This is a genomic window from Mesobacillus subterraneus (assembly GCF_020524355.2).
GTDB classification, from domain to species: Bacteria; Bacillota; Bacilli; order Bacillales; family Cytobacillaceae; genus Mesobacillus; species Mesobacillus subterraneus_C.
Genome location: NZ_CP129019.1, coordinates 602,606 through 621,936, shown reverse-complemented (window position 1 = coordinate 621,936; position 19,331 = coordinate 602,606). Strand labels below are relative to the sequence as shown.

The 19,331-nt window shown below is 43.2% G+C and carries 21 protein-coding genes, 2 pseudogenes and 1 other annotated feature; of the genes and pseudogenes, 8 read left to right on the top strand and 15 right to left on the bottom strand.

Annotation, left to right across the window (positions count from 1 at the left end; translation table 11 throughout):
* Positions 1-13 precede the first annotated feature (13 nt).
* Positions 14-790 carry an ABC transporter ATP-binding protein gene (locus tag LC048_RS03100; RefSeq protein WP_226606762.1) on the top strand — a complete coding sequence of 259 codons (777 nt, stop codon included), beginning with the start codon at positions 14-16 and terminating at the stop codon, positions 788-790.
* Positions 771-1,577: an ABC transporter permease gene (locus LC048_RS03095; protein ID WP_371931990.1), complete on the top strand. Its 807-nt coding sequence runs from the start codon at positions 771-773 to the stop codon at positions 1,575-1,577. The genes LC048_RS03100 and LC048_RS03095 overlap by 20 nt, the downstream gene beginning before the upstream one ends.
* Positions 1,578-1,853: 276 nt before the next feature.
* Here LC048_RS03095 and ytkD read toward each other — a convergent pair whose 3' ends face one another.
* Together ytkD and LC048_RS03085 are read right to left on the bottom strand one after the other, a co-directional pair.
* Positions 1,854-2,315 (bottom strand): RNA deprotection pyrophosphohydrolase, encoded by a 462-nt coding sequence (gene ytkD / locus LC048_RS03090; RefSeq protein ID WP_226606766.1) that lies wholly within the window; start codon positions 2,313-2,315, stop codon positions 1,854-1,856.
* 83 nt (positions 2,316-2,398) lie between these two features.
* Positions 2,399-2,719 (bottom strand): hydrolase, encoded by a 321-nt coding sequence (locus tag LC048_RS03085; protein ID WP_226606768.1) that lies wholly within the window; start codon positions 2,717-2,719, stop codon positions 2,399-2,401.
* Between the two features lie 253 nt (positions 2,720-2,972).
* Here LC048_RS03085 and LC048_RS03080 point away from each other — a divergent pair, with 253 nt between their 5' ends.
* Entirely contained in the window at positions 2,973-3,230 is a 258-nt protein-coding gene (locus LC048_RS03080; protein WP_023626881.1) for a DUF6154 family protein, read from the top strand.
* A 106-nt stretch (positions 3,231-3,336) separates the two neighbouring features.
* Here LC048_RS03080 and LC048_RS03075 read toward each other — a convergent pair whose 3' ends face one another.
* Entirely contained in the window at positions 3,337-3,777 is a 441-nt protein-coding gene (locus tag LC048_RS03075) for a Dps family protein (protein ID WP_226606824.1), read from the bottom strand.
* Positions 3,778-3,914: 137 nt separating this feature from the next.
* On the opposite strand from LC048_RS03075, the gene ytzI reads away from it, so the two are divergent.
* Positions 3,915-4,082 (top strand): YtzI protein, encoded by a 168-nt coding sequence (ytzI, locus tag LC048_RS03070; protein WP_226606770.1) that lies wholly within the window; start codon positions 3,915-3,917, stop codon positions 4,080-4,082.
* Between the two features lie 51 nt (positions 4,083-4,133).
* Positions 4,134-4,388, top strand: coding sequence for a membrane protein insertion efficiency factor YidD (gene yidD, locus LC048_RS03065; protein WP_306049400.1), 255 nt, complete (start codon positions 4,134-4,136; stop codon positions 4,386-4,388).
* A gap of 2 nt (positions 4,389-4,390) precedes the next feature.
* Here the strand turns inward: yidD and LC048_RS03060 are convergent.
* Positions 4,391-4,955: pseudogene (locus tag LC048_RS03060) on the bottom strand (beta-class carbonic anhydrase).
* A 222-nt stretch (positions 4,956-5,177) separates the two neighbouring features.
* On the opposite strand from LC048_RS03060, the gene LC048_RS03055 reads away from it, so the two are divergent.
* Both LC048_RS03055 and LC048_RS03050 read left to right on the top strand, forming a co-directional pair.
* Positions 5,178-6,236 (top strand): metal ABC transporter solute-binding protein, Zn/Mn family, encoded by a 1,059-nt coding sequence (locus LC048_RS03055; protein ID WP_226606777.1) that lies wholly within the window; start codon positions 5,178-5,180, stop codon positions 6,234-6,236.
* Positions 6,237-6,351: 115 nt separating this feature from the next.
* Complete coding sequence (locus tag LC048_RS03050) at positions 6,352-6,507, top strand: DUF1540 domain-containing protein (protein WP_306049398.1); 156 nt, start codon at positions 6,352-6,354, stop codon at positions 6,505-6,507.
* A gap of 204 nt (positions 6,508-6,711) precedes the next feature.
* Positions 6,712-6,985: a binding site (T-box leader), on the bottom strand.
* An 86-nt stretch (positions 6,986-7,071) separates the two neighbouring features.
* On the opposite strand, the gene LC048_RS03045 is transcribed toward LC048_RS03050, so the two are convergent.
* From LC048_RS03045 to LC048_RS03005, 11 genes and pseudogenes are all read right to left on the bottom strand, one after another.
* On the bottom strand, positions 7,072-7,617 hold the full coding sequence (locus tag LC048_RS03045) for a class F sortase (RefSeq protein WP_226606783.1): 546 nt from the start codon (positions 7,615-7,617) through the stop codon (positions 7,072-7,074).
* A gap of 40 nt (positions 7,618-7,657) precedes the next feature.
* Complete coding sequence (locus LC048_RS03040; protein WP_306049396.1) at positions 7,658-8,464, bottom strand: DUF4397 domain-containing protein; 807 nt, start codon at positions 8,462-8,464, stop codon at positions 7,658-7,660.
* Positions 8,465-8,651: 187 nt separating this feature from the next.
* A complete protein-coding gene (gene hmpA / locus LC048_RS03035) occupies positions 8,652-9,698 on the bottom strand; it encodes an NO-inducible flavohemoprotein (protein WP_371931989.1) in 1,047 nt (348 codons plus the stop codon).
* Between the two features lie 12 nt (positions 9,699-9,710).
* On the bottom strand, positions 9,711-9,866 hold the full coding sequence (locus LC048_RS24910; RefSeq protein ID WP_371931988.1) for a hypothetical protein: 156 nt from the start codon (positions 9,864-9,866) through the stop codon (positions 9,711-9,713).
* Positions 9,867-10,316: 450 nt separating this feature from the next.
* Positions 10,317-11,423 carry an o-succinylbenzoate synthase gene (gene menC / locus LC048_RS03030; protein WP_371931987.1) on the bottom strand — a complete coding sequence of 369 codons (1,107 nt, stop codon included), beginning with the start codon at positions 11,421-11,423 and terminating at the stop codon, positions 10,317-10,319.
* Positions 11,413-12,892 (bottom strand): annotated as a pseudogene (locus LC048_RS03025) (o-succinylbenzoate--CoA ligase). The gene menC and the pseudogene LC048_RS03025 overlap by 11 nt, the downstream one beginning before the upstream one ends.
* A gap of 365 nt (positions 12,893-13,257) precedes the next feature.
* Complete coding sequence (gene menB, locus LC048_RS03020) at positions 13,258-14,076, bottom strand: 1,4-dihydroxy-2-naphthoyl-CoA synthase (RefSeq protein ID WP_306049394.1); 819 nt, start codon at positions 14,074-14,076, stop codon at positions 13,258-13,260.
* 15 nt (positions 14,077-14,091) lie between these two features.
* Positions 14,092-14,901 carry a 2-succinyl-6-hydroxy-2,4-cyclohexadiene-1-carboxylate synthase gene (gene menH / locus LC048_RS03015; RefSeq protein WP_306049392.1) on the bottom strand — a complete coding sequence of 270 codons (810 nt, stop codon included), beginning with the start codon at positions 14,899-14,901 and terminating at the stop codon, positions 14,092-14,094.
* The gene (gene menD, locus LC048_RS03010) at positions 14,898-16,649 is read right to left on the bottom strand and encodes a 2-succinyl-5-enolpyruvyl-6-hydroxy-3-cyclohexene-1-carboxylic-acid synthase (RefSeq protein ID WP_226606799.1); all 1,752 of its coding nucleotides are present in this window, start codon (positions 16,647-16,649) and stop codon (positions 14,898-14,900) included. Before menD ends, menH begins: the two co-directional genes overlap by 4 nt.
* A complete protein-coding gene (locus LC048_RS24905) occupies positions 16,646-16,828 on the bottom strand; it encodes a chorismate-binding protein (protein WP_371931986.1) in 183 nt (60 codons plus the stop codon). Before LC048_RS24905 ends, menD begins: the two co-directional genes overlap by 4 nt.
* Entirely contained in the window at positions 16,806-17,768 is a 963-nt protein-coding gene (locus tag LC048_RS03005) for an isochorismate synthase (RefSeq protein WP_371931985.1), read from the bottom strand. The genes LC048_RS24905 and LC048_RS03005 overlap by 23 nt, the downstream gene beginning before the upstream one ends.
* 613 nt (positions 17,769-18,381) lie before the next feature.
* Between LC048_RS03005 and LC048_RS03000 the strand changes: the two genes are divergently transcribed.
* On the top strand, positions 18,382-19,314 hold the full coding sequence (locus LC048_RS03000) for a 1,4-dihydroxy-2-naphthoate polyprenyltransferase (protein WP_226606803.1): 933 nt from the start codon (positions 18,382-18,384) through the stop codon (positions 19,312-19,314).
* The last annotated feature ends 17 nt before the right edge of the window (positions 19,315-19,331 follow it).

The following is a 19,331-nucleotide window of genomic DNA, read 5'->3' as shown; positions in this document are numbered from 1 at the left end:
GAGGTTGCAGCCAATGGACTTTTTGACTTTAACAGGGATCCAGCACACTTATTTCACAAAAACATCCGCTGTCACTGCTTTGAATGATATTTCACTGCACGTCCAGGAAGGAGAGTTCGTTTCCTTCCTGGGTCCGAGCGGCTGCGGCAAAACAACACTGCTTTCAATCATCGCAGGGCTGATTGAGCCTACTGATGGACAGGTAAAACTTGAAGGGAAATCAGTCAAAAATTCTGCAAATCAAACCGGATATATGCTGCAGCAGGATTATTTATTTCCTTGGAAAACGATTGAGGAAAATGTCTTTCTCGGCTTGAAGATTAGCGGAACTCTGGAAGCTTCAAAAAAGGAAGAGGTTTTATCGCTGCTGAGGCAAATGGGGTTGGAGAATGTTGAAGAACTATACCCAAAACAGCTGTCAGGCGGTATGCGCCAGCGTGTCGCACTGGTAAGGACACTAGCAACAGAGCCAAAACTGCTGATGCTTGATGAACCTTTTTCTGCATTGGACTATCAAACGAAATTGAAGCTTGAGGACCTGGTTTCAAACACATTCAAGACTTTCAAAAAAACAGCGATACTCGTCACCCATGATATCGGAGAGGCGATAGCGATGAGCGACCGGATCTTCCTGTTTTCACCGAGTCCTGGCCGGTTGCATAGAACTTTCACGATTCCGGAGGAGTTAAGGAATTTGAGCCCTTTCGAGGCGCGGAACCATCATTTATACAATGAACTGTTCCAAACAGTATGGAAGGAGTTGGAGTCAATTGAACCAGAAGAAAACTGAACTCCTCCATCAAGAGTATCTAAAAAAGTTAAGGCGCGAGCGAAAAGTCATCCGCATCTATCAGTTGCTGATTTTCATTGCCTTTTTTACTCTATGGGAAATCTCGAGCCAGCAAAAATGGATCGACCCGCTTCTATTCAGTTCACCGTCAAAAATATGGAATATGATGATTGAGAAGACAATGGATGGGTCGCTAGCCGTTAACCTTGGAGTGACATTGGCTGAAACCGTCCTTGGGTTTATCCTGGGCACACTTGCAGGTACGATACTCGCAGCAATCTTGTGGTGGTCACCGCTGCTTTCCAGGATTTTGGATCCTTACCTCGTAATATTGAATTCAATGCCAAAAGTTGCACTTGGCCCGATTTTAATTGTTGCGCTTGGAACCAATATGACCTCCATTATTGCAATGGGCGCAATCATCTCAATAATCATCACGACAATCGTTGTGTATACCGCTTTTAAAGAGGTGGACCCCAACTATCTGAAGGTGCTTCAGACATTTGGAGCAACAAGAACACAATGCTTCCGGGAGGCAATCTTGCCAGCTTCCTTCCCGACTATCATTTCCACCTTGAAAGTGAATGTCGGATTGAGCTGGGTAGGAGTCATTGTCGGAGAATTCCTCGTTTCTGCGCGCGGCCTTGGATATATGATCATCTACGGTTTCCAGGTTTTTAACTTCACGCTCGTCTATTTGGCGCTGCTTGTCATAGCACTGTTTGCCACGGTGATGTACCAACTGGTCGAATTACTCGAAAAGAAACTGATCAAGAGCAATCAGTAACGAAGCCGGGTGATGTTCCGGCTTCGTTCCATTCTGTGATCTTCTTCTTTAGAATCATTAGCGCCTGCGCCAATAAATCTAAATTTTCGCCAATAAAGTTGTGAACTTCTTCAATAAAATCAGATTCTCGCCATTAAAGTTGTGAACTTTGCTAATAAAATCAGATTTTCGCCATTATATGAATATTCGAGTTAAATTAACGGTTAATTTTTTTTGCTTTTAACTGGCAGAATTAAAAAAGCGGCGGTCCTCCCTTGAAGTCCGCCACTTTCAGTACTATTTCTGCAAAAATTCAAGACTATGCTTAATCACATCGTCCTTCATGATAAAACTGTATTCCTCCTTCATTCTTTCCTCTAATAAATCCCCACTGACAAGAACCGGACCGCCTGTTTCCATGTAGTCATCCAGGGAGACGATTTTTTCTGCTTCCCCGTAAAAGATTCTTTTGACAAACGATTCCTCTCCATCACTCACCTGATACTCCCCAATGCTGACAAGCTTGCATAAAACTGCGCCAGTCTCCTCCATAACCTCACGCCGAGCTGCATCTTCAAGAGTTTCACCGTTTTCCACTTTGCCGCCCGGGAACTCAAGACCTCTGACACTATGATGGGTCAGAAGCCATTTGCCATGATATTTACAGACAACCAGCACATGTCTCGCACTTTTTTCAAAGGCATTTTTCTGAAAAATTAAGGTCACTTCTCCGCCGTTCATATCTTTAAATTTCATCATGAAAACTCCCTGCCTACATTCCTAACCTAATTATATAGAAAACCAGGAAATGAATAAACCGCAGACCTCTGTCTGCGGCTGCTCTATTTTTCAGGAAGAATCCCCATGCTTTCAATATGGCTCCTGGCTTCTTCATCACCAAGCTTATATATCATTTCATACGTCTGGACCAATTGTCTGTCGAGCGCATCGTTTTCACGATCATAATGGTATTGCACATATGGAACGTGCGCCCTCATGAAATTTTGCCAGCCAGTGGAATAGCTCTGATCGAATATTTCCCTTAACGCAGTGATGTCCTCGTCACTTGCCTCAATTTTAAAATTCCACGGAGATGCAGTTGAAACGCTTGAAATCTCCCCTTCGCTGATGTTGATGTAGTATGTTTTTTTCCCTTCTGGCATATGCCTCACCTCAAGGATATCGTTCCCTGCGTCTATATTTGTTTATACTGAATATCATTAAAATAAATAATTTTTTCTGCCCTCCAAAGTACTCTTCAAGTTGTCTGTATGTTAAAATGAGACCAATAAAGATACAGGAACATCCGAAAACCCAACAGGAAAACACTTCAATTCCAAGGCATATTTTTTCCGCTGGAGGGTATTAAATAAGTATAAGGAATTATGGACGATTAAGAAGGAGAGGTGAAATCTAATGAAACTGATTGATGAGCTATACGAACTGTACCGCAATAAGTTGACCGGTGATGAAGAGGATATCGATATGCTCGCTTTTGCCTTTCTTGAAGAAATGAGCCGTGAGGACTTGTTGAAAATCATTCAGGACCTTGATAAGCAGGAACTTTATGATTTGATGGGACTTTATTTGATTGAGAGCTTAAAGGGAAAGTTTGCCCAAGATGATTTCGGCGCGCGCTCTGTCAATTCATATCCTTCACGGAATGTGCATTAAGGCTAGTAAATAACCATACATACAAACCGGCTTCGGGCCGGTTTTTCTTTTGTCTCAATTCGTATAGCACTGAAAAAAACTGGCCGATTGGTCGGCCAGTTTCCTTTTATCCTAAATACGCCTTGAACATCCACATATGTTTGCGAAGGCTCATTTTCACTTCAGTCATCATATCCGCTGTAGCTGTATCTTCTGCTTTTTCAGCAAGTTCGATTGCTTCCTGAAGCTCGTCCACGATCGTGGCAAAGTCATCATGCAATTGTTTAACCATGTCTTCTTCTTTTTCTGAACCAGCTGCTTCACTGATTGATGATAATTCAAGATACTCCTTAAGCGTTGCAACAGGCTTGCCTTCCAATGCGAGGATTCGTTCTGCGAATTCATCAATGATTGTCGCTGCTTCGTTATAAAGCTCTTCGAATTTTACATGCAGTGTGAAAAAGTGACGCCCTTTTACATACCAATGATAGTTGTGAAGCTTTGTGTAAAGAACCGTCCAGTTTGCAACTTGTTTGTTAACCGCTTGAATTAAATCTTTTTGTGCCATAATGATTTCATCCTCCCTTTTAGTCACTGTTTATATTCCCCTTTCCGGCTTATAAAAAACATAATGGCAGGATTTTTTTTTACCTACCGAGGTAAAGAAACATGCTACAATAATTTTGAAGCAAAGGAGGCTTTTTTATGTATACCGTTTTGATTATCTCAGTCATTATCGTTATCATTGTTTTAATATTAAGTGTAGTCACCACTTCGAAGGCTTATCAGTATAAACACACTGTCGATCCGATTGACAACAATAACAGCCATGCAGTTACTAATGAATCAAAATCTCAAGAAGAAAATAAATAAAAGGAGCTGGCCCTCAGCTCCTTCTTAAATTTTAAAGAAAGGATGAACACGATGCTAAAAAAAGCATTCATCGCCATCATACGTTTTTATCAGGTTGTGATTTCGCCATTAAAGCCGCCTACATGCCGCTTTTATCCTACATGCTCCCATTACGGTCTCGAAGCGATCAAAAGGTTTGGTCCCTTCAAAGGCGGTTGGCTGACGATTGTGCGCATCCTGAAGTGCCAGCCCTTCCATCCAGGAGGCATGGACCCGGTACCAGAAGAGTGGTCATCAAAGAAAAACACTAAAGCTCATAATCATTAATATTACTTTTCGTAACCATCGATGACTTGATCAAGCCTTCCCGTTGAAGGATCAATCACCAGTCCATGAACCGGAACATCTTTTGGCATCAAGGGATGGTTTTTAACGATTTCAACACTGTGGGAAACGCTGTCCTTGACATTGTCGAAACCGTGAAGCCATTCCTCTACGTTTATTTCCCGAATAATTCAGTGTTCCGAGCATATCATCTGTAACACCGCGTTTCTTCATCTCATCAATCATGATGTCGGGCTTCATCCCGCTCATTCCGCAGTCATAATGGCCAATGATTGCCACTTCTTCCGCCTGCAGCTGATAGACTGCGACGAGGAGACTTCTCATGATACTTCCGAATGGATGCATGATCAGCGCACCGGCATTCTTCACAATTTTCACATCACCATTGCGGATATTCAAAGCCCTTGGCAACAGTTCAACAAGCCTTGTATCCATGCATGTTAAGATAACCATTTTTTTATTAGGAAACTTAGTTGTGGTGAATTCTTCATATTTCTTTTCAGCTACAAATTTCTCATTAAAATCAAGGATTTCATCAAGCATTCTCATCGTTTCATTCTCCTTTTAAACATTCTCTTTCTAATAGAATACCGTAAATTGTTTCTGAACCAAAATGTTTTACTTGATTTTGCCGCCATCCTTTTGTATGATACAGAAGGTAAATCGTAACCATTACGAATTATTTTTTTTGAATAAGAAAAGAAAACTAATAACAAATAAACCTCATTCCCTAAATCGTAATGAGTCCGTTTTGACTATCAGGAGGCATATATGAAAAAAACTGCATTTATTTTATCTTTGTTTATGATGATTGCTGCATTTCTAAGCGGCTGTGGGCAGGACGCTTCTAATCCAAAAAAGAACGATGATCTGCTGCAAGTCTATACTACGGTTTATCCGCTCCAGTTCTTCGCACAGCAAATTGGCGGTGATTATGTCAATGTTGAAACCGTTTATCCACCGGGAGCAGATGAGCATACATTCGAGCCCTCCCAAAAAGATATGATGGCACTGGCAGACGCAGATTTATTTTTCTTTATCGGCCTGGGACTTGAAGGTTTTGTTGATAAAGCCAGCAAGACACTAAAAAATGAAGATGTGAAAATGGTTCCGGTTGGTGAGTCTTTGCATCTGGATGAGAATGGCGAACATCAAGACGAGGCACACAACGAGGATGGCTCAGATGAAGAGAGTCATGATGAGGAAGGTCATGCCGAGGAAGAAGGTCATGTCGAGGAAGAACATGCTGATGAAAACGCGCATGATGAGGAAAGCCATAAAGATGAGGATCAACATGCTCACGGAAATTTCGACCCTCACGTATGGCTTGATCCAATTTACGCAAACGAACTGGCACTTGCAATCAAAGAACAATTAACTGAACAGATGCCTGAGCATAAAGACACTTTCGAACAAAACTACACCGAGCTTACTGATCAATTGACGAATCTTGACGACGAGTTTTCTGAAGTCATTAGCTCAGCTAAGCGCAAGGAAATCCTAGTATCACACTCTGCCTTTAGTTATTGGGAGACGCGCTACGGGATCCAGCAGATCAGTATTTCTGGACAATCAACTACAAATGAGCCATCTCAAAAAGAGCTTCAAAAGTTGATTTCACATGCAAAGGATGAAAAGATCAAATACGTCCTGAATGAACAAAATTTCAATTCCAAGCTGGCAAAAATGGTTCAAGAAGAAATCGGAGCAAAATCACTGACACTCCACAATCTTTCCGTATTGACCGACGAAGATATTAAAAATAATGAAACTTACTTCACACTAATGGAAAAAAATATCGCGACACTTGAAAAAGCATTGAAAGAATAGATACCTTCACCTCCCTCTATTGGAGGCCTTATTCTTTCCTGATTTTAGCGGGAATCATAACCCTGTTTTCGCTGCATGCTAAGTGTGTATCAAACCAAAAAGGAGTGGTACACCAATGGTCAAAGATGTTCTATGTGAAGTTAGCAACTGCCACTATTGGAAAGATGGGAATCTTTGCAGTGCCGATAAGATTTATGTAGTCAGCCATTCCGGCGAGCAAGCCGACAATAGCCGCGAAACAGACTGCAAAACGTTTGAAGCGTTAAGTTGATGGGAGTTAAGACCGGGTTCGTCCGGTCTTATTTTTTTTTATTAAATATTGAGTACGCCTGACTACCCAAAATAATTCCAGGTCACTTACCGGAAGATGCAAAGATCCGTTACATAAGCCCATGCTCCTCCGATAAAAATACTCATTTGAAAAACCTCCTTATGCAATTGAAAAAAATAAAAAACCCCGCCCTTAACTGCACTAGTTAAGGACGAGGTTTAATTCCCACGTGTTACCACCTTATTTCGCAAACGACTCACACCATTTGCCTCATCAAGTACGGAGCATAGGATGCCTGCTCTTATACTGTGACATGGATAACGAGTGTCAAATCTCGCCGAATCCTACTTATGCAAAAAGCATGTTCAGGACGGAGCTCGGAGACCATTTTTCAAGTGTCTGTCTTTGCTTCTTTTCAGCTGACGAAGCTCTCTGTAAAAAACAGGGGCACTCTACTTTTTCTCTTCATTGCTACTATAAAGATGTTAATCAGTATTTTATTCAGAATTTTCCAGGAAGTCAATAGCCTTTTTGAAATTTCATTACTGGAAACTAGGTACCTTCTTATTGCTGAATGGCTGTGACGACTAGCCGCTCTTCGTGATTTTTTGTTAGCGGATTGAACCATCCTGTGCAGGTAATTAATTGTATTCGTTTTTGTGAAGTAAAGCCGAAAATTTCTTCGATTGGTCCGTCATCATAAGGGTAGGATTCAATCTTTACGATTTTATAGCGCAAGGAAGTTCCCTGATCGGATAATACTACTTCATCACCAATAGAGACATTTTCCAGATCGAAAAAAACACCTTTTCCAAGATAGTTATCAACATGCCCAGCTAAAACGGCATTTCCCTTCTCGCCTGGCCTGGCACCTTTAGTGTACCACCCAATTTCCATCACATCCTCCGGGACCTCCATTGCTCCATCCTCTTGAAGTCCTACTGGAATGATCTTCGCATCAAGGCCGATTGATGAAATGGTCAGGTTTATAGGCACCATGCCTTTTTCTTGTGTGACCTTTTGGGCGGAAGGGGTGGAACTCGAAGCCGTTGTACTAACAACTGGTTCTGACTGTACTTCTTCAACCTCCACCATTCGATCTGAGTTCATCGGCTGACAACCAGCAAGAAGAATGACGACTAATAATAGTTTAAGCTTGAAAAGCATTCTTTCTTTTATAGAAAAAGAAACTGACTGCGCCAATCAGCAATACAAATGGCAGCATGCTCATCATCAGTCCTGTTACTCCACCTTTACCCGTGTCAGGCATTTCTTTTGGCATCACATTTGTGGATGGATCCGCCAAAACAATGGCATCAAGTGCAGGTTCTCCGCTGGCAAGACCAACAGCAAGCACCGTATAAATCATATCTGCTTTGAGCTCAGTTCCTGGTAAAGACAACACCACATCTTGAGTGCCGGCTGCCCTAACTTCTAAATCCAATGTGGCTGGAGCAACTTCCAAGTAATCCGTTACACCCTTGAATGGCGCATTCGGAAAAAGAACATCTCCACCAGTTACTGCTACATCAACGGCTGGAGCGTCCGGAGAGAAATGGTCGACCCGAACCTTTGCTTTGCCCTTTTCTGTCATCATATCATCATTCATTACTGTAACTTCAAGCGCTTCTAATTTGTTGACAGCAAGGACCGTGTAAGCTTTATCTGCTTCAACAGATAATTGTGCCGTCAATACCGGCTTGCCGTCAGCTACTGTACCGGCAGCAAAAATACTTACTTCATGCTCACCAGACGGTACCATTAAATAATCTGTCACTGCCTTAAACTCTGCGTTTTCCACAACCACATTACCATCAACTGTAATATCGACTGCTGGCGCATCAGGGGAAGCATGAACAATCCGTACCTTCGCTTCGTTATGACCATCAGCAAGCGCAGAACCTCCAAACATGGAAAAAATCAGGGTGAACACCAACAAAAACGAAAACTTCTTCATCTCCATCTCTCCTTTGTTTAAATGTTGTATAACTTATAAGCTAATTATGTATAAATTTAGCACTATAAGTTATACAATGCTTATACAAAACTTATATAATATTTGTCAATCGATAACCTTTTCGAATGTGCTAAAAGATGAAAAATAATAAAAAGCACCCTTCTATGATGAAGAGTGCCTGTTTGTATTACGCCTCTAGGCTTGCCATTGGTCCGAAAAATTCGAAGTGAATTCTTTCCTCGGTGACACCAAGATCTTTTAACGCTGCATTGATAGCTTTCATAAATGGTACTGGGCCGCAGAAATAGAAGTCTGATTGTCCAAGATTCACATTTTTCTTGAGCCAGTCTTCAGTGATATAACCTTCTACATCAAAGCTGCTGTTTTTGCGATCTTCTTCAGTTGGCTGATCGTAGAATACCACAGAGTTCACTTTTGCTTTTGCCGCTGTTGCTGCGACTTCGTCTTTCAGTGCATGGACTTTGCCGTTTTGGGCTGCATGGATGAAGGTGACTTCTTTTTCAGGCTGCAATTCCGCTACTGTCTTCAGCATGCTGACCATCGGAGTCAGTCCGACACCACCGCTTATCAATACAACTGGCGTGTCTTTTTTGGTATCAAGGAAGAAGTCGCCAGCAGGAGCGCTAATTTGCAGGACCTCTCCCTCTTCTACACTGCTGTGCAGATAGTTGGATACTTTGCCATCAGGAGTCTCGATACCCGCTTCCTTTTTAACGCTGATACGGTAGTAATCTTTACCTGGTGCATCAGACAAGCTGTATTGACGGATATGAGTGAATTCTTCCCCTTCGATCTCAAGTTTGACGCTGATGTATTGACCTGGCTTGAAAAAAGCAATAGCTTTTCCATCTACCGGCTTCAGGTAGAAAGAAGTGATGGTTTCACTTTCCTCCACTTTGTTCGCAACAATGAATGGACGGAAATCCTTCCAGCCACCATTCTGGTTCGCTGCTGCATCATACATTTCCGCTTCCACAGAGATGAACGCATCAGCAATTACGCCATATGCTTCTGCCCAAGCATTGATAATTTCATCTGTAGCCGCATCTCCAAGCACTTCTTTGATAGCAAGCAGTAAGTGCTTTCCAACAATCGGGTAATGCTCAGGCATGATGCCAAGGCTGCGGTGCTTGTGGGCAATCTGGGTTACTACCGGCAAGATCGCTTCCAGATTGTCGATGTATTTGGCAGCTGCATAGACAGTTCCAGCCAATGCTCTTTGCTGTCAGCCCTGCTTCTGGTTCGCATGGTTAAAAATATTCAAAAGCTCCGGATGATTTTCGAACATCGTTTTATAAAATACCGTCGTGATTTGTTCCCCGTGTACTTCAAGAACCGGTACTGTGGATTTGATGATATCAATTGTTTTTTGATCTAGCATAATTTACACTCCCCTATGTCTTTTAATACTCTGCGAGGCGTTTTACCTCATTCCCATAGTGATTATAATAAATTAATAGAGTCGACTAAGTGATGCAAATCACACTATCGTAAAATGGTTCTTTTAGAGCATCAGTATTAGGGGAAATTGACTCATCTCAAACGAAATTGCAACTGAAAGTTCATCTGACCACCAGATGAGCCTGTTAAGATCAACCAGATTCTTACGAAATAGCTCGGGCAAAACTTTAATAGCGAAAATTTCTTTTTGATAGCGACTTTTTGATTTTAATAGCGAAAATTTACTTTTTATAGCGACTTTTTGGGTTTAATAGCGAAAATTTACTTTTTATAGCGAACTGGGAATTACCCCGGATTTTTTCCAGTTTTTATTCCGCAGCAATATATCTTATGCACAAAAAAAACACTGCCTTAGCAGTGCTCCTCCAATTTAAAAATGAAAATGTTCTTCAAAAACAGTGACTTCATTCATGCGCTTTTTATTCAGTTGGAACCCAATGCCTGGACGTTCTGGTATGCTGATTATTCCATTATCTACTTTAATATCCGGCTGGATAATGTCTTCTTCCCAATAGCGGTCAGAGCCGGATATATCGCCTGGTATAGTGAATCCTGGAAGCGATGCGAGAGCGATATTGTGCGCTCTGGAGATACCAAACTCAATCATCCCGCCTGCCCAGACTGGAATCCCTTTGGAATGACAGTAATCGTGAATCCGTTTCGCTTCGCCAATTCCGCCGACCCGGCCTATTTTTATATTGAGAACCTTGCAGCTGCCTAACTCGACTGCTTTCCTTGCGTCATCAAAAGTAACGATGCTTTCATCAAGGCAAATTGGTGTCTCGATTTGAGCCTGCAACTTGGCATGGTCAACAATGTCATCATATCCTAGCGGCTGTTCGATCATCAGCAAGCCGAATTCATCCAGTGCTTTTAAGCGGTCAACATTCTTCAAAGAATAGGCCGAATTGGCATCCGCCATCAATGGTAAATCGGGAAATTGTTTACGAATTCCTGATATATAGGCGTAATCATCTTCCGGACTGATTTTTACTTTTACCCGCTTAAAACCTTGATCCAGATAGACTTCGATTTGTTTCAATGACTCAGGCAAATTCGGATTGCCGACAACGACTCCGGCAGGGAGGGCTTCCATGGTTCCGCCAATCAGCTTGGATAATGGAATGCCCTCTTTCTTCGCCTGCAAATCCCAAAGTGCTGTTTCTAGCGCAGCCTTTGCCATATGATTCCTGCGAACCGACCTGAATAAGAGCGAGGCTTCATCAGGATGGCCGATCCCCTTCTTTTTCAAAAGAGGAATCAGAAAATCTTTCAGCACATGGTATGAAGTCTTGACGGTCTCCTCGGTATACCAAGGAGATGAAAAGGCCACACCTTCCCCATAACCAATCAAACCATTGCGATCCTCCACCTCAACGATAATAGCTTCTCTTTCTGTCACTGATCCTAAATGGGTAGTGAATGGATGTTTCAATGGCATTTTGATGATTGATAGTTTAACGGTTTTAATTTTCAATGCCTTCATCCTCCGCTTCGAGCCATTCACGCAGTTTGCGCCTTAATAATTTCTTCGCAGCATTCCTTGGCAGGCCTCCTGCAAAGTAAATTTTTTTCGGAATCTTGTATTTGGTCAGTTTCTCTTCACAATGAGCCAATAATGCCTCTTCGGAAATCCCTGGATCGCTTTTTACAATAAAAGCCACAGGCACCTGTTGCCATTGTTCATCTGGTGCACCAATCACTCCCGCATCCCCAACTCCTGGATATGATAGCAGTACGCCTTCAATTTCCGCTGGATAGATGTTTTCTCCTCCAGAAATGATTAAATCTGAGCGGCGATCAAGGACATAAAGGAAGCCATCTCTGTCCAAATAGCCAATATCACCTGTGTGAAGCCAATGACCCCGGATTGTATCAGCTGTTGCATCTGGACGGTTCAAATAGCCACTCGTCACATTTGGGCCTTTGACCAGGATCTCTCCCCTCTGCTCCAGGCGGAACTTCCTGGTCATCACCATCGACAATCCTAATTTGGTTGGGGAACAGCGGCTTTCCCGCAGAACCAAGGCGTTCAATACTGTACTCAGGAGACAAGGTCGCAAATTGTGACGAAGTTTCCGTCATTCCATATGTCTGGAATACAGGAATTTCTTTATCAAGACATGCTTCTAGCAAAGGGAGCGGCGCAGGCCCGCCGCCTAGCAGCATACATCGAAATGAATCTGGCAGTTTTTCTGACCCAAGCTCCGCCAAGACTCTCCTTAGCATCGTACTGACCACAGACATCACTGTCACTTCATATCTTCGTATATCATCGACTACCTTTTTTTCTTCAAAAGAGGAATGCAAGATTACTGGCATTCCATATATCTGGCTCCTCATTAAAATGGAGTAGCCGCTAATATGGAAGATAGGCACAGTGCAAAGCCATTTATCGTGTTCATGCAATCCCAGATTAAGCGCTGACGCATTTGCGCTCCACCAATGGTTTCCATATGTTTGCATGACCCCCTTCGGATTGCCGGTTGTTCCAGATGTGTACATGATCGTCGTTATTTCGTCCAAATTGTACTCTTCGAGAATAGAGGACGTGTTCTCCGGAAGCTGGCTCCATTCATCTGTACTTATTTTTCTAATATCAGAGTTCATCTCTGACACTTTGTCATCAAATCGATTACCATATATAAGTATTTTTGCTTCACTGTCACCAAGCTGCCATGAAAGCTCTTCGGAAGTGAGACGATTGTTCAAAATAACCGTCCTGATTCCAGCCATTTGCAAAGCGTATAATATGAATACGGATTCCGCCTGATTAGAAAAAAGTACAGCTGCCGTTGAACCCTTCTGCAAATCCAGAGCTCCAAACTTTCCGGCGTATGCCTTTGCTCGTTCAAAAACTTCTAAAAACGTATATGTATGCCCATCGAAGACTAGTGCTTCACGTTTGGGAGACAGTTCAGCCCTCTTTTTCAGCCAATTTGGCATGGTTTCAGCCAATTGATTTCACCTCTTCTCTCTATACTAAAACAGCTTGATGGAAATTCCATCAAGCTGTCTGGCAAACAAGAAAAGTGCAAGCGCCGTGGCCAGCCCCGACAAGCGGTGGAGGACCTACCGATGAAGTCGTTCTGTGACTTCATTGGGCGGACCGAACTCGAAAAGCCTAGGCGACTGTCAAACTCCGACAAGCGCTGGAGGGCCTGACAGTGAAGTTGCTCTTTGACTTCATTGGCAGGACCGAAGCGTCTCGAGGAGTTAGGAGCCGAACTAGACAAGCGACACGAGGGGCTAGGAGCTGGAGCTAGACACAAATCTTTGTGCAAAAATTTAATTTTTTTAGCGTTATAAAATCAAGGGAATCTTGGGAACTGGCCAAAGTCTGGCTTGCGCTTTTCCTTGAACGCATCGCGGACTTCTTTTGCTTCTTCAGTTGTGTAGTAAAGCAATGTTGCGTCCCCTGCCATCTGCTGTAGTCCAGCAAGTCCATCAGTGTCTGCATTCATTGCAGCTTTCAAGAAACGAAGTGCGGTTGGGCTCTTCTCAAGGATTTCCTCACACCACTTGAGTGTTTCCTCTTCAACCTGGTCAAGAGGTACAACTGTGTTGACAAGACCCATGTCCAAAGCTTCCTGGGCATTGTACTGACGGCAAAGGAACCAGATTTCGCGAGCCTTTTTGTGGCCAACGATTCTAGCTAGGTAGCCTGAACCGTATCCAGCATCAAAGCTTCCTACTTTTGGTCCAGTCTGGCCGAATATTGCATTATCTGCTGCAATTGTAAGATCACATACAACATGAAGGACATGTCCCCCACCGATGGCATAACCTTTAACCTGTGCAATGACCGGCTTTGGAATCACACGGATCAAACGCTGAAGGTCTAGGACATTCAAGCGAGGAATCTGGTCATCACCAACGTATCCGCCATGTCCGCGAACTTTCTGGTCTCCACCAGAGCAGAATGCATCATCTCCCGCACCAGTAAGAACGATAACACCTACACTGGAATCATCACGTGCATAAGCAAATGCATCGATCAATTCCATAACCGTTTTAGGACGGAAGGCATTGCGCACTTCCGGGCGGTTAATGGTGATTCTTGCGATACCATTATATGTTTCATACAGAATATCTTCATACTTGCGTTCTGAAACCCATTCAACTGTCATCAAGACAACCTCCTATTATGTATTCGACAAAAACTCACTTACTATTGTACCAAATTTTTCACGTTCTTCCACATGAATTGCATAGCCACAATCATTTATCGACAAATGTTTCGCTTGTGGAAGTTTTGATGCCATGTCAGCCGCTATTCTACAAAACTTATCATCAAGTTCACCAGTAATTAATAGAGACTCGAAATCGAAAGTCGATAGCTTGTCCCACCATGAAGGCTGGACACCTGTCCCCATCCCCCTCAGACTGTTTGCCAGTCCAACAGGATTATTCCTGAGCCTTTGACTCCTTATTTGTTCCCTTATATTGTTTGGAAGATTCAGCTGTGATCGAAATAGCGGGATGGATTCCCAAAAATCAATGAACCTTGCCATACCTTCTGTTTCAATCTTCATAGCCAGCCTTTGGTCCTGCTGGACGCGATTTTCCCGTTCTTCAGGATTCTCGAGGCCTGGTGTAGTGCTCTCAAGGACCAGCTTCCTGATTCTTTCGGGATACATACTTGCAAATGTGATAGCTGTTCGGCCGCCCATTGAATACCCAAGCATATCGGTTTTCTCAATCTCCAGCCGGTCTAAAAGCTCTTTCATGTCATTTGCAGCTTTCATGATGCCATATCGCACCATATCGCCTGGCGATTCAGTCTCTCCATGACCAATAAGATCGACCATCAACATTGTTGAATGTTGTCCCCATATAGGACAAAACGGCTTCCAAGCAGAAGCCGCCCCTGTAAAACCATGAAGCAACACAAGAGGAAAACCATCGCCGCATTGCTCGACATTATATCTTACGCCATTAATCATGGTTTTCATTTCGTGTCACCTTTTAGCAAAGTAGTTATTTCCCGGGAAACAGATTTCCACAAATCTCGATGTTCCATCATGTTGGAATCCCTGGTTGTTCTTATTTCCATTACTTTTAAACCGCCAACCCTTCTGTTTTGGTCAAAAGTCTCTGAAAAATGATCCCAATCTTTGATTAAATCATATTTCCCGTTGTACATTTCGACAACATGACTAAAATCCAGGTCCAAAGGGGTGCCGAAAAGTTTTTCAAAATGCTTAGGTTCTTTTGCCTGAGGGAGGAACGAGAAGATTCCGCCGCCATTATTGTTGATAAGCAAAATATTGATATCGATATTATATAATTTTGAAGCTAATAAGCCGTTTAGGTCATGGTAGAATGTAAGGTCACCCAGCACCAGGTAACAAGGCTGGGACACGCTTGCAATGCCGAGGGCAGTGGAAACGATTCCGTCTATACCGTTCGCTCCTCTGTTTGCCATCACCTTGATATTCTTTTTATTTAATAGGAAGAACGAATCAAGGTCCCTGATTGGCATGCTGTTGCCGACAAACAATGTTGAGCCTTCCGGAAGCATTTCAGTGAGCTGTTGGAATAGCTTTCCTTCACTTAACTCCTCAACTTTAGAAATGGATGATAAATGTTGTTTTGCAAGTTCATTTACGGTGAGCCAGTTATGCAGATAGTCGGATTGGCCTGGTCGTGCAGGAGCCTCGCCAATTTTTTTACAGAACAAAGCTTCATCGCAATATAGCATTTCAGAAGCAGACATCGTAGGTTCCCGCCAGCCGGCGCCGCTGTCGACAACGAATTGTCGGGCAGTCCGGTTTTCTTTTATAAAAATTGTCAATGCTTTCGAGATTGGCATTGCTCCAAACCTGATGATCACTTCTGGCTTCAACGATTCCTTCGCATCTTCATTCCTTAAAAATGCATCATAAGCATCAATTATATGTTGATGATCATGATTTCCGCTGCGCAATTGTGACAGTGGATCAGCGATGATCGGGAATTGTAATTTATCAGCAAGAGCAATGACTTCATTGGTAAATTCGCTATTGTCGAGCTGACCGCAGACAATGATCCCCTTTGAATATGAAGCGATATCCTCCCTGATTGCTGCAAAAGTTTGATCAGATAAACTGAAGTGACCTGTCTCGATTTCCACATAACCGCCAACACGCTCAGGCAGTTCAAACATATTTTCATCCGTACTCGGAATCAAAGGTTCCCTGAACGGAAAGTTCAAATGGACAGGTCCCTGTGGATTGCTTGATGCAGTAGCGGCAGCCCTACCACAAACTGTTCGAGCATAGCGAATCATATCCTCCGTTTTTTCCGGCGGTGCCATTTCAACAAACCATTTTACATTCTTGCCGTATAGATGAATCTGGTCAATCGCCTGCGGGGCTCCTATATCGCGCAATTCATGCGGCCGGTCTGCTGTCAGGACAATCAACGGAACCCTTGAAATAGTGGCTTCAATCACCGCTGGATAATAATTCGCAGCAGCTGTTCCTGACGTACAAAGCAAAGCGACTGGCTTACTAGTGGCTTTCGCAATTCCTAGGGCGAAGAATGAAGCAGATCGTTCATCGACCTGAATATGGATGCGCAGGTCTGGATGCTCAGCCATAACCAGGGCCATTGGCGTTGACCTCGATCCAGGACTGATGACGACATCCTCCACTCCTGTTTTGGATAATTCCGCAACGAATGCTGCGATATATGCTGTTAAACCTTCCTGGTGGCTCATTTGGTCTTTCCTCCAAGTGCTGTAAGCATCGGCCGAAACTTGATGCTAGTCTCTATATATTCACTTTCGGCATTTGAATCTGCAACGATGCCGCAGCCGGCAAATAGCGATGCCTCATTTCCCTGAATCAGCCCTGAGCGGATTGCTACGGCAAATTCACCATTTCCCTGATAATCCATCCAGCCAACAGGTGCTGCATAAAGGCCCTCTGTCGAGTAACTCAATTTCCCTGATTTTTTCGATTGCTGCCTGCTTCGGCAACCCGCCCAATGCAGGAGTCGGGTGAAGTCTGTCCACCAAATGAAGAAGTGATGTACCTTCCCGGTTCTTGCCGATGACAGGTGTATATAAATGCTGAATATATTTCATTTTCATCAATACAGGCTGTTCAGGAAGAAGCACCTCATCACAAGTTTCTTCCATCGCTCCCTTAATCATATCAACGACATATTGATGCTCAATTAAGTTTTTCTGGTCTGTTAAAAGTTCCTCCCCTAGCTTTTCATCTTCTTCAGTAGTTTTGCCCCTTGCGATTGAACCTGCCAGGCAGGCTGAAAACAAGCTTGATCCATCCTTCTTGACCAGCCGCTCAGGAGATGCACCGATAAAGCAGTCACCATTGGATTCAAAGGCAAAAGTAAAGCTTTCTTGCTGATTCTTCAAAAGATTCACCAGGACACTTTCTGACTGGACTTCATCCTTAAAATTCAGACGAAGCTCCCTCGCCAGGACAACCTTTTTCAATTCGCTGTTTTCAAAATCTGCTAATACATCAGTGACTGTCTGCTTCCATGCTTCAGGAGCAATTTCAATAACATCCTTAAGATTAAGCTCCGCTAGAGCTGGTTTCTGGCCAGCCTTTGATAGAACATCTTCCCTCTCCCTTGTGACTTTATCAAAAAGTGACATATCGTCATGCTGGGTGCAGACTACATTGGTCGTAAAGTACGCCTCTCCCTTGACGATTGTCAGCATATATTTCGGAATGTGGAACAGTGCCCCGGAAAATTTTGACCATAAATCTGTCTTTTTCTTCAATGGGTCAAAGGTAAATCCGCCAAACATGGACGGACCGGTTCCATTTATATTGTGCTTATTAAAAACCAGCGCTGTATCCATGAAGCGCTTCCACTCTTTTTCAACATGAAAAAAGCGGTCAGCTCCCTGATCCGACTGTATTTGCCCGCATATACCCAATCCAGTTAGGAATTGCTCCCCTTCAGAATCCTTCCAGAAAAAGCGTTCTCCAAAAAAACTTTTCCCTCCCTGAAGCAAAAAAATAAAAAGGATCTATACGATCTATTTTATGGACCTCGCTGACCAAAATCGACTGAGATTGTCCTTTGGCCCGCTCAATCGCATCAAGAATTCCCTGTCTTAGTTCCGTTTCCTGAATGGCAACCAAAATTATCCCCCCAATAACAGCCTCTCTGTTATCACACGTTTTTAAGCTTATTTTAAGATACACCTCATACACCACGATGTCAATAATGGCGGGCTTTCCTAACCTGTTAGCATCCTTATTATATATTACACGCAAACGCTTGAGGCAATCTGGAAAATACATCCTCATTATACGTGAAAATACTAATTGACAGTGTTTATGTGAATATCTACACTTATAATTGTAAGGTAATTTAGCCTAGATATGAAAGGTCTTTTTGACAATTTCGGCTCTTTTAGATAAAATATTAAGGTTTGATAGATTGATATATAAGGGAGAGAATTAGTTATGCAACCACAGCTACAGCCTAGTTCTTCACCAGCAGTCAATGGCGCAGATTGGAGAGTCTGGTGGCAGCTTACTCGGCCCCATACTTTGACTGCCGCATTTGCCCCTGTCCTTCTAGGGACTGCTTTAGCGATAGAATACAGTGGTGGAATCCATTGGGGATTGTTCCTCGCGATGTTAATTGCGAGTCTGTTAATTCAGGCAGCAACAAATATGTTCAATGAATATTATGATTTCAAACGTGGACTGGATAATGAAAATTCTGTTGGAATCGGCGGGGCGATCGTCCGCCATGGCATAAAGCCTAAAACGGTTTTGAACCTGGCGTTTAGCCTTTATGGAATTTCAGTCCTTCTTGGCGTTTATATTTGCATGAGTACCAGCTGGTGGGTCGCTGCTGTCGGTGTCGTATCCCTTGCAGCTGGTTATCTTTATACAGGCGGTCCATTGCCGATTGCCTATACTCCTTTCGGGGAACTTGTCGCAGGATTTTTCATGGGTGTATTGATCATCCTGATCTCCTTCTACATCCAGACTGGCACGGTAACTACTACAAGTGTACTTGTTTCTTTTCCAAGCTTTTTGCTTGTCGGCGCGATCCTGCTTGCGAATAATATTCGTGACCTTGATGGAGACAAGGAATTTGGCCGGAAAACACTGGCGATCCTGCTTGGACGAAAAGGCGCCATCAGGCTGCTCGCGGGCATGTTCATTGTTTCCTACGCCTGGGTAATCGGCTTAATCATTGCAAGTGTCGTTTCACCTTGGCTTGCGATTGTTGCTTTAAGCATTCCTAAGGCAGTAAAAGCAACGAAAGGCTTCATCGGGAAATCCAATCCGTTGCAAATGATGCCGGCTATGGCAGCAACAGCAAAGACTAACACCATTTTCGGCTTGCTTTTATCAGTAGGGATTTTCATCAGTTTAATATAATTCACATGAGAAGCTTC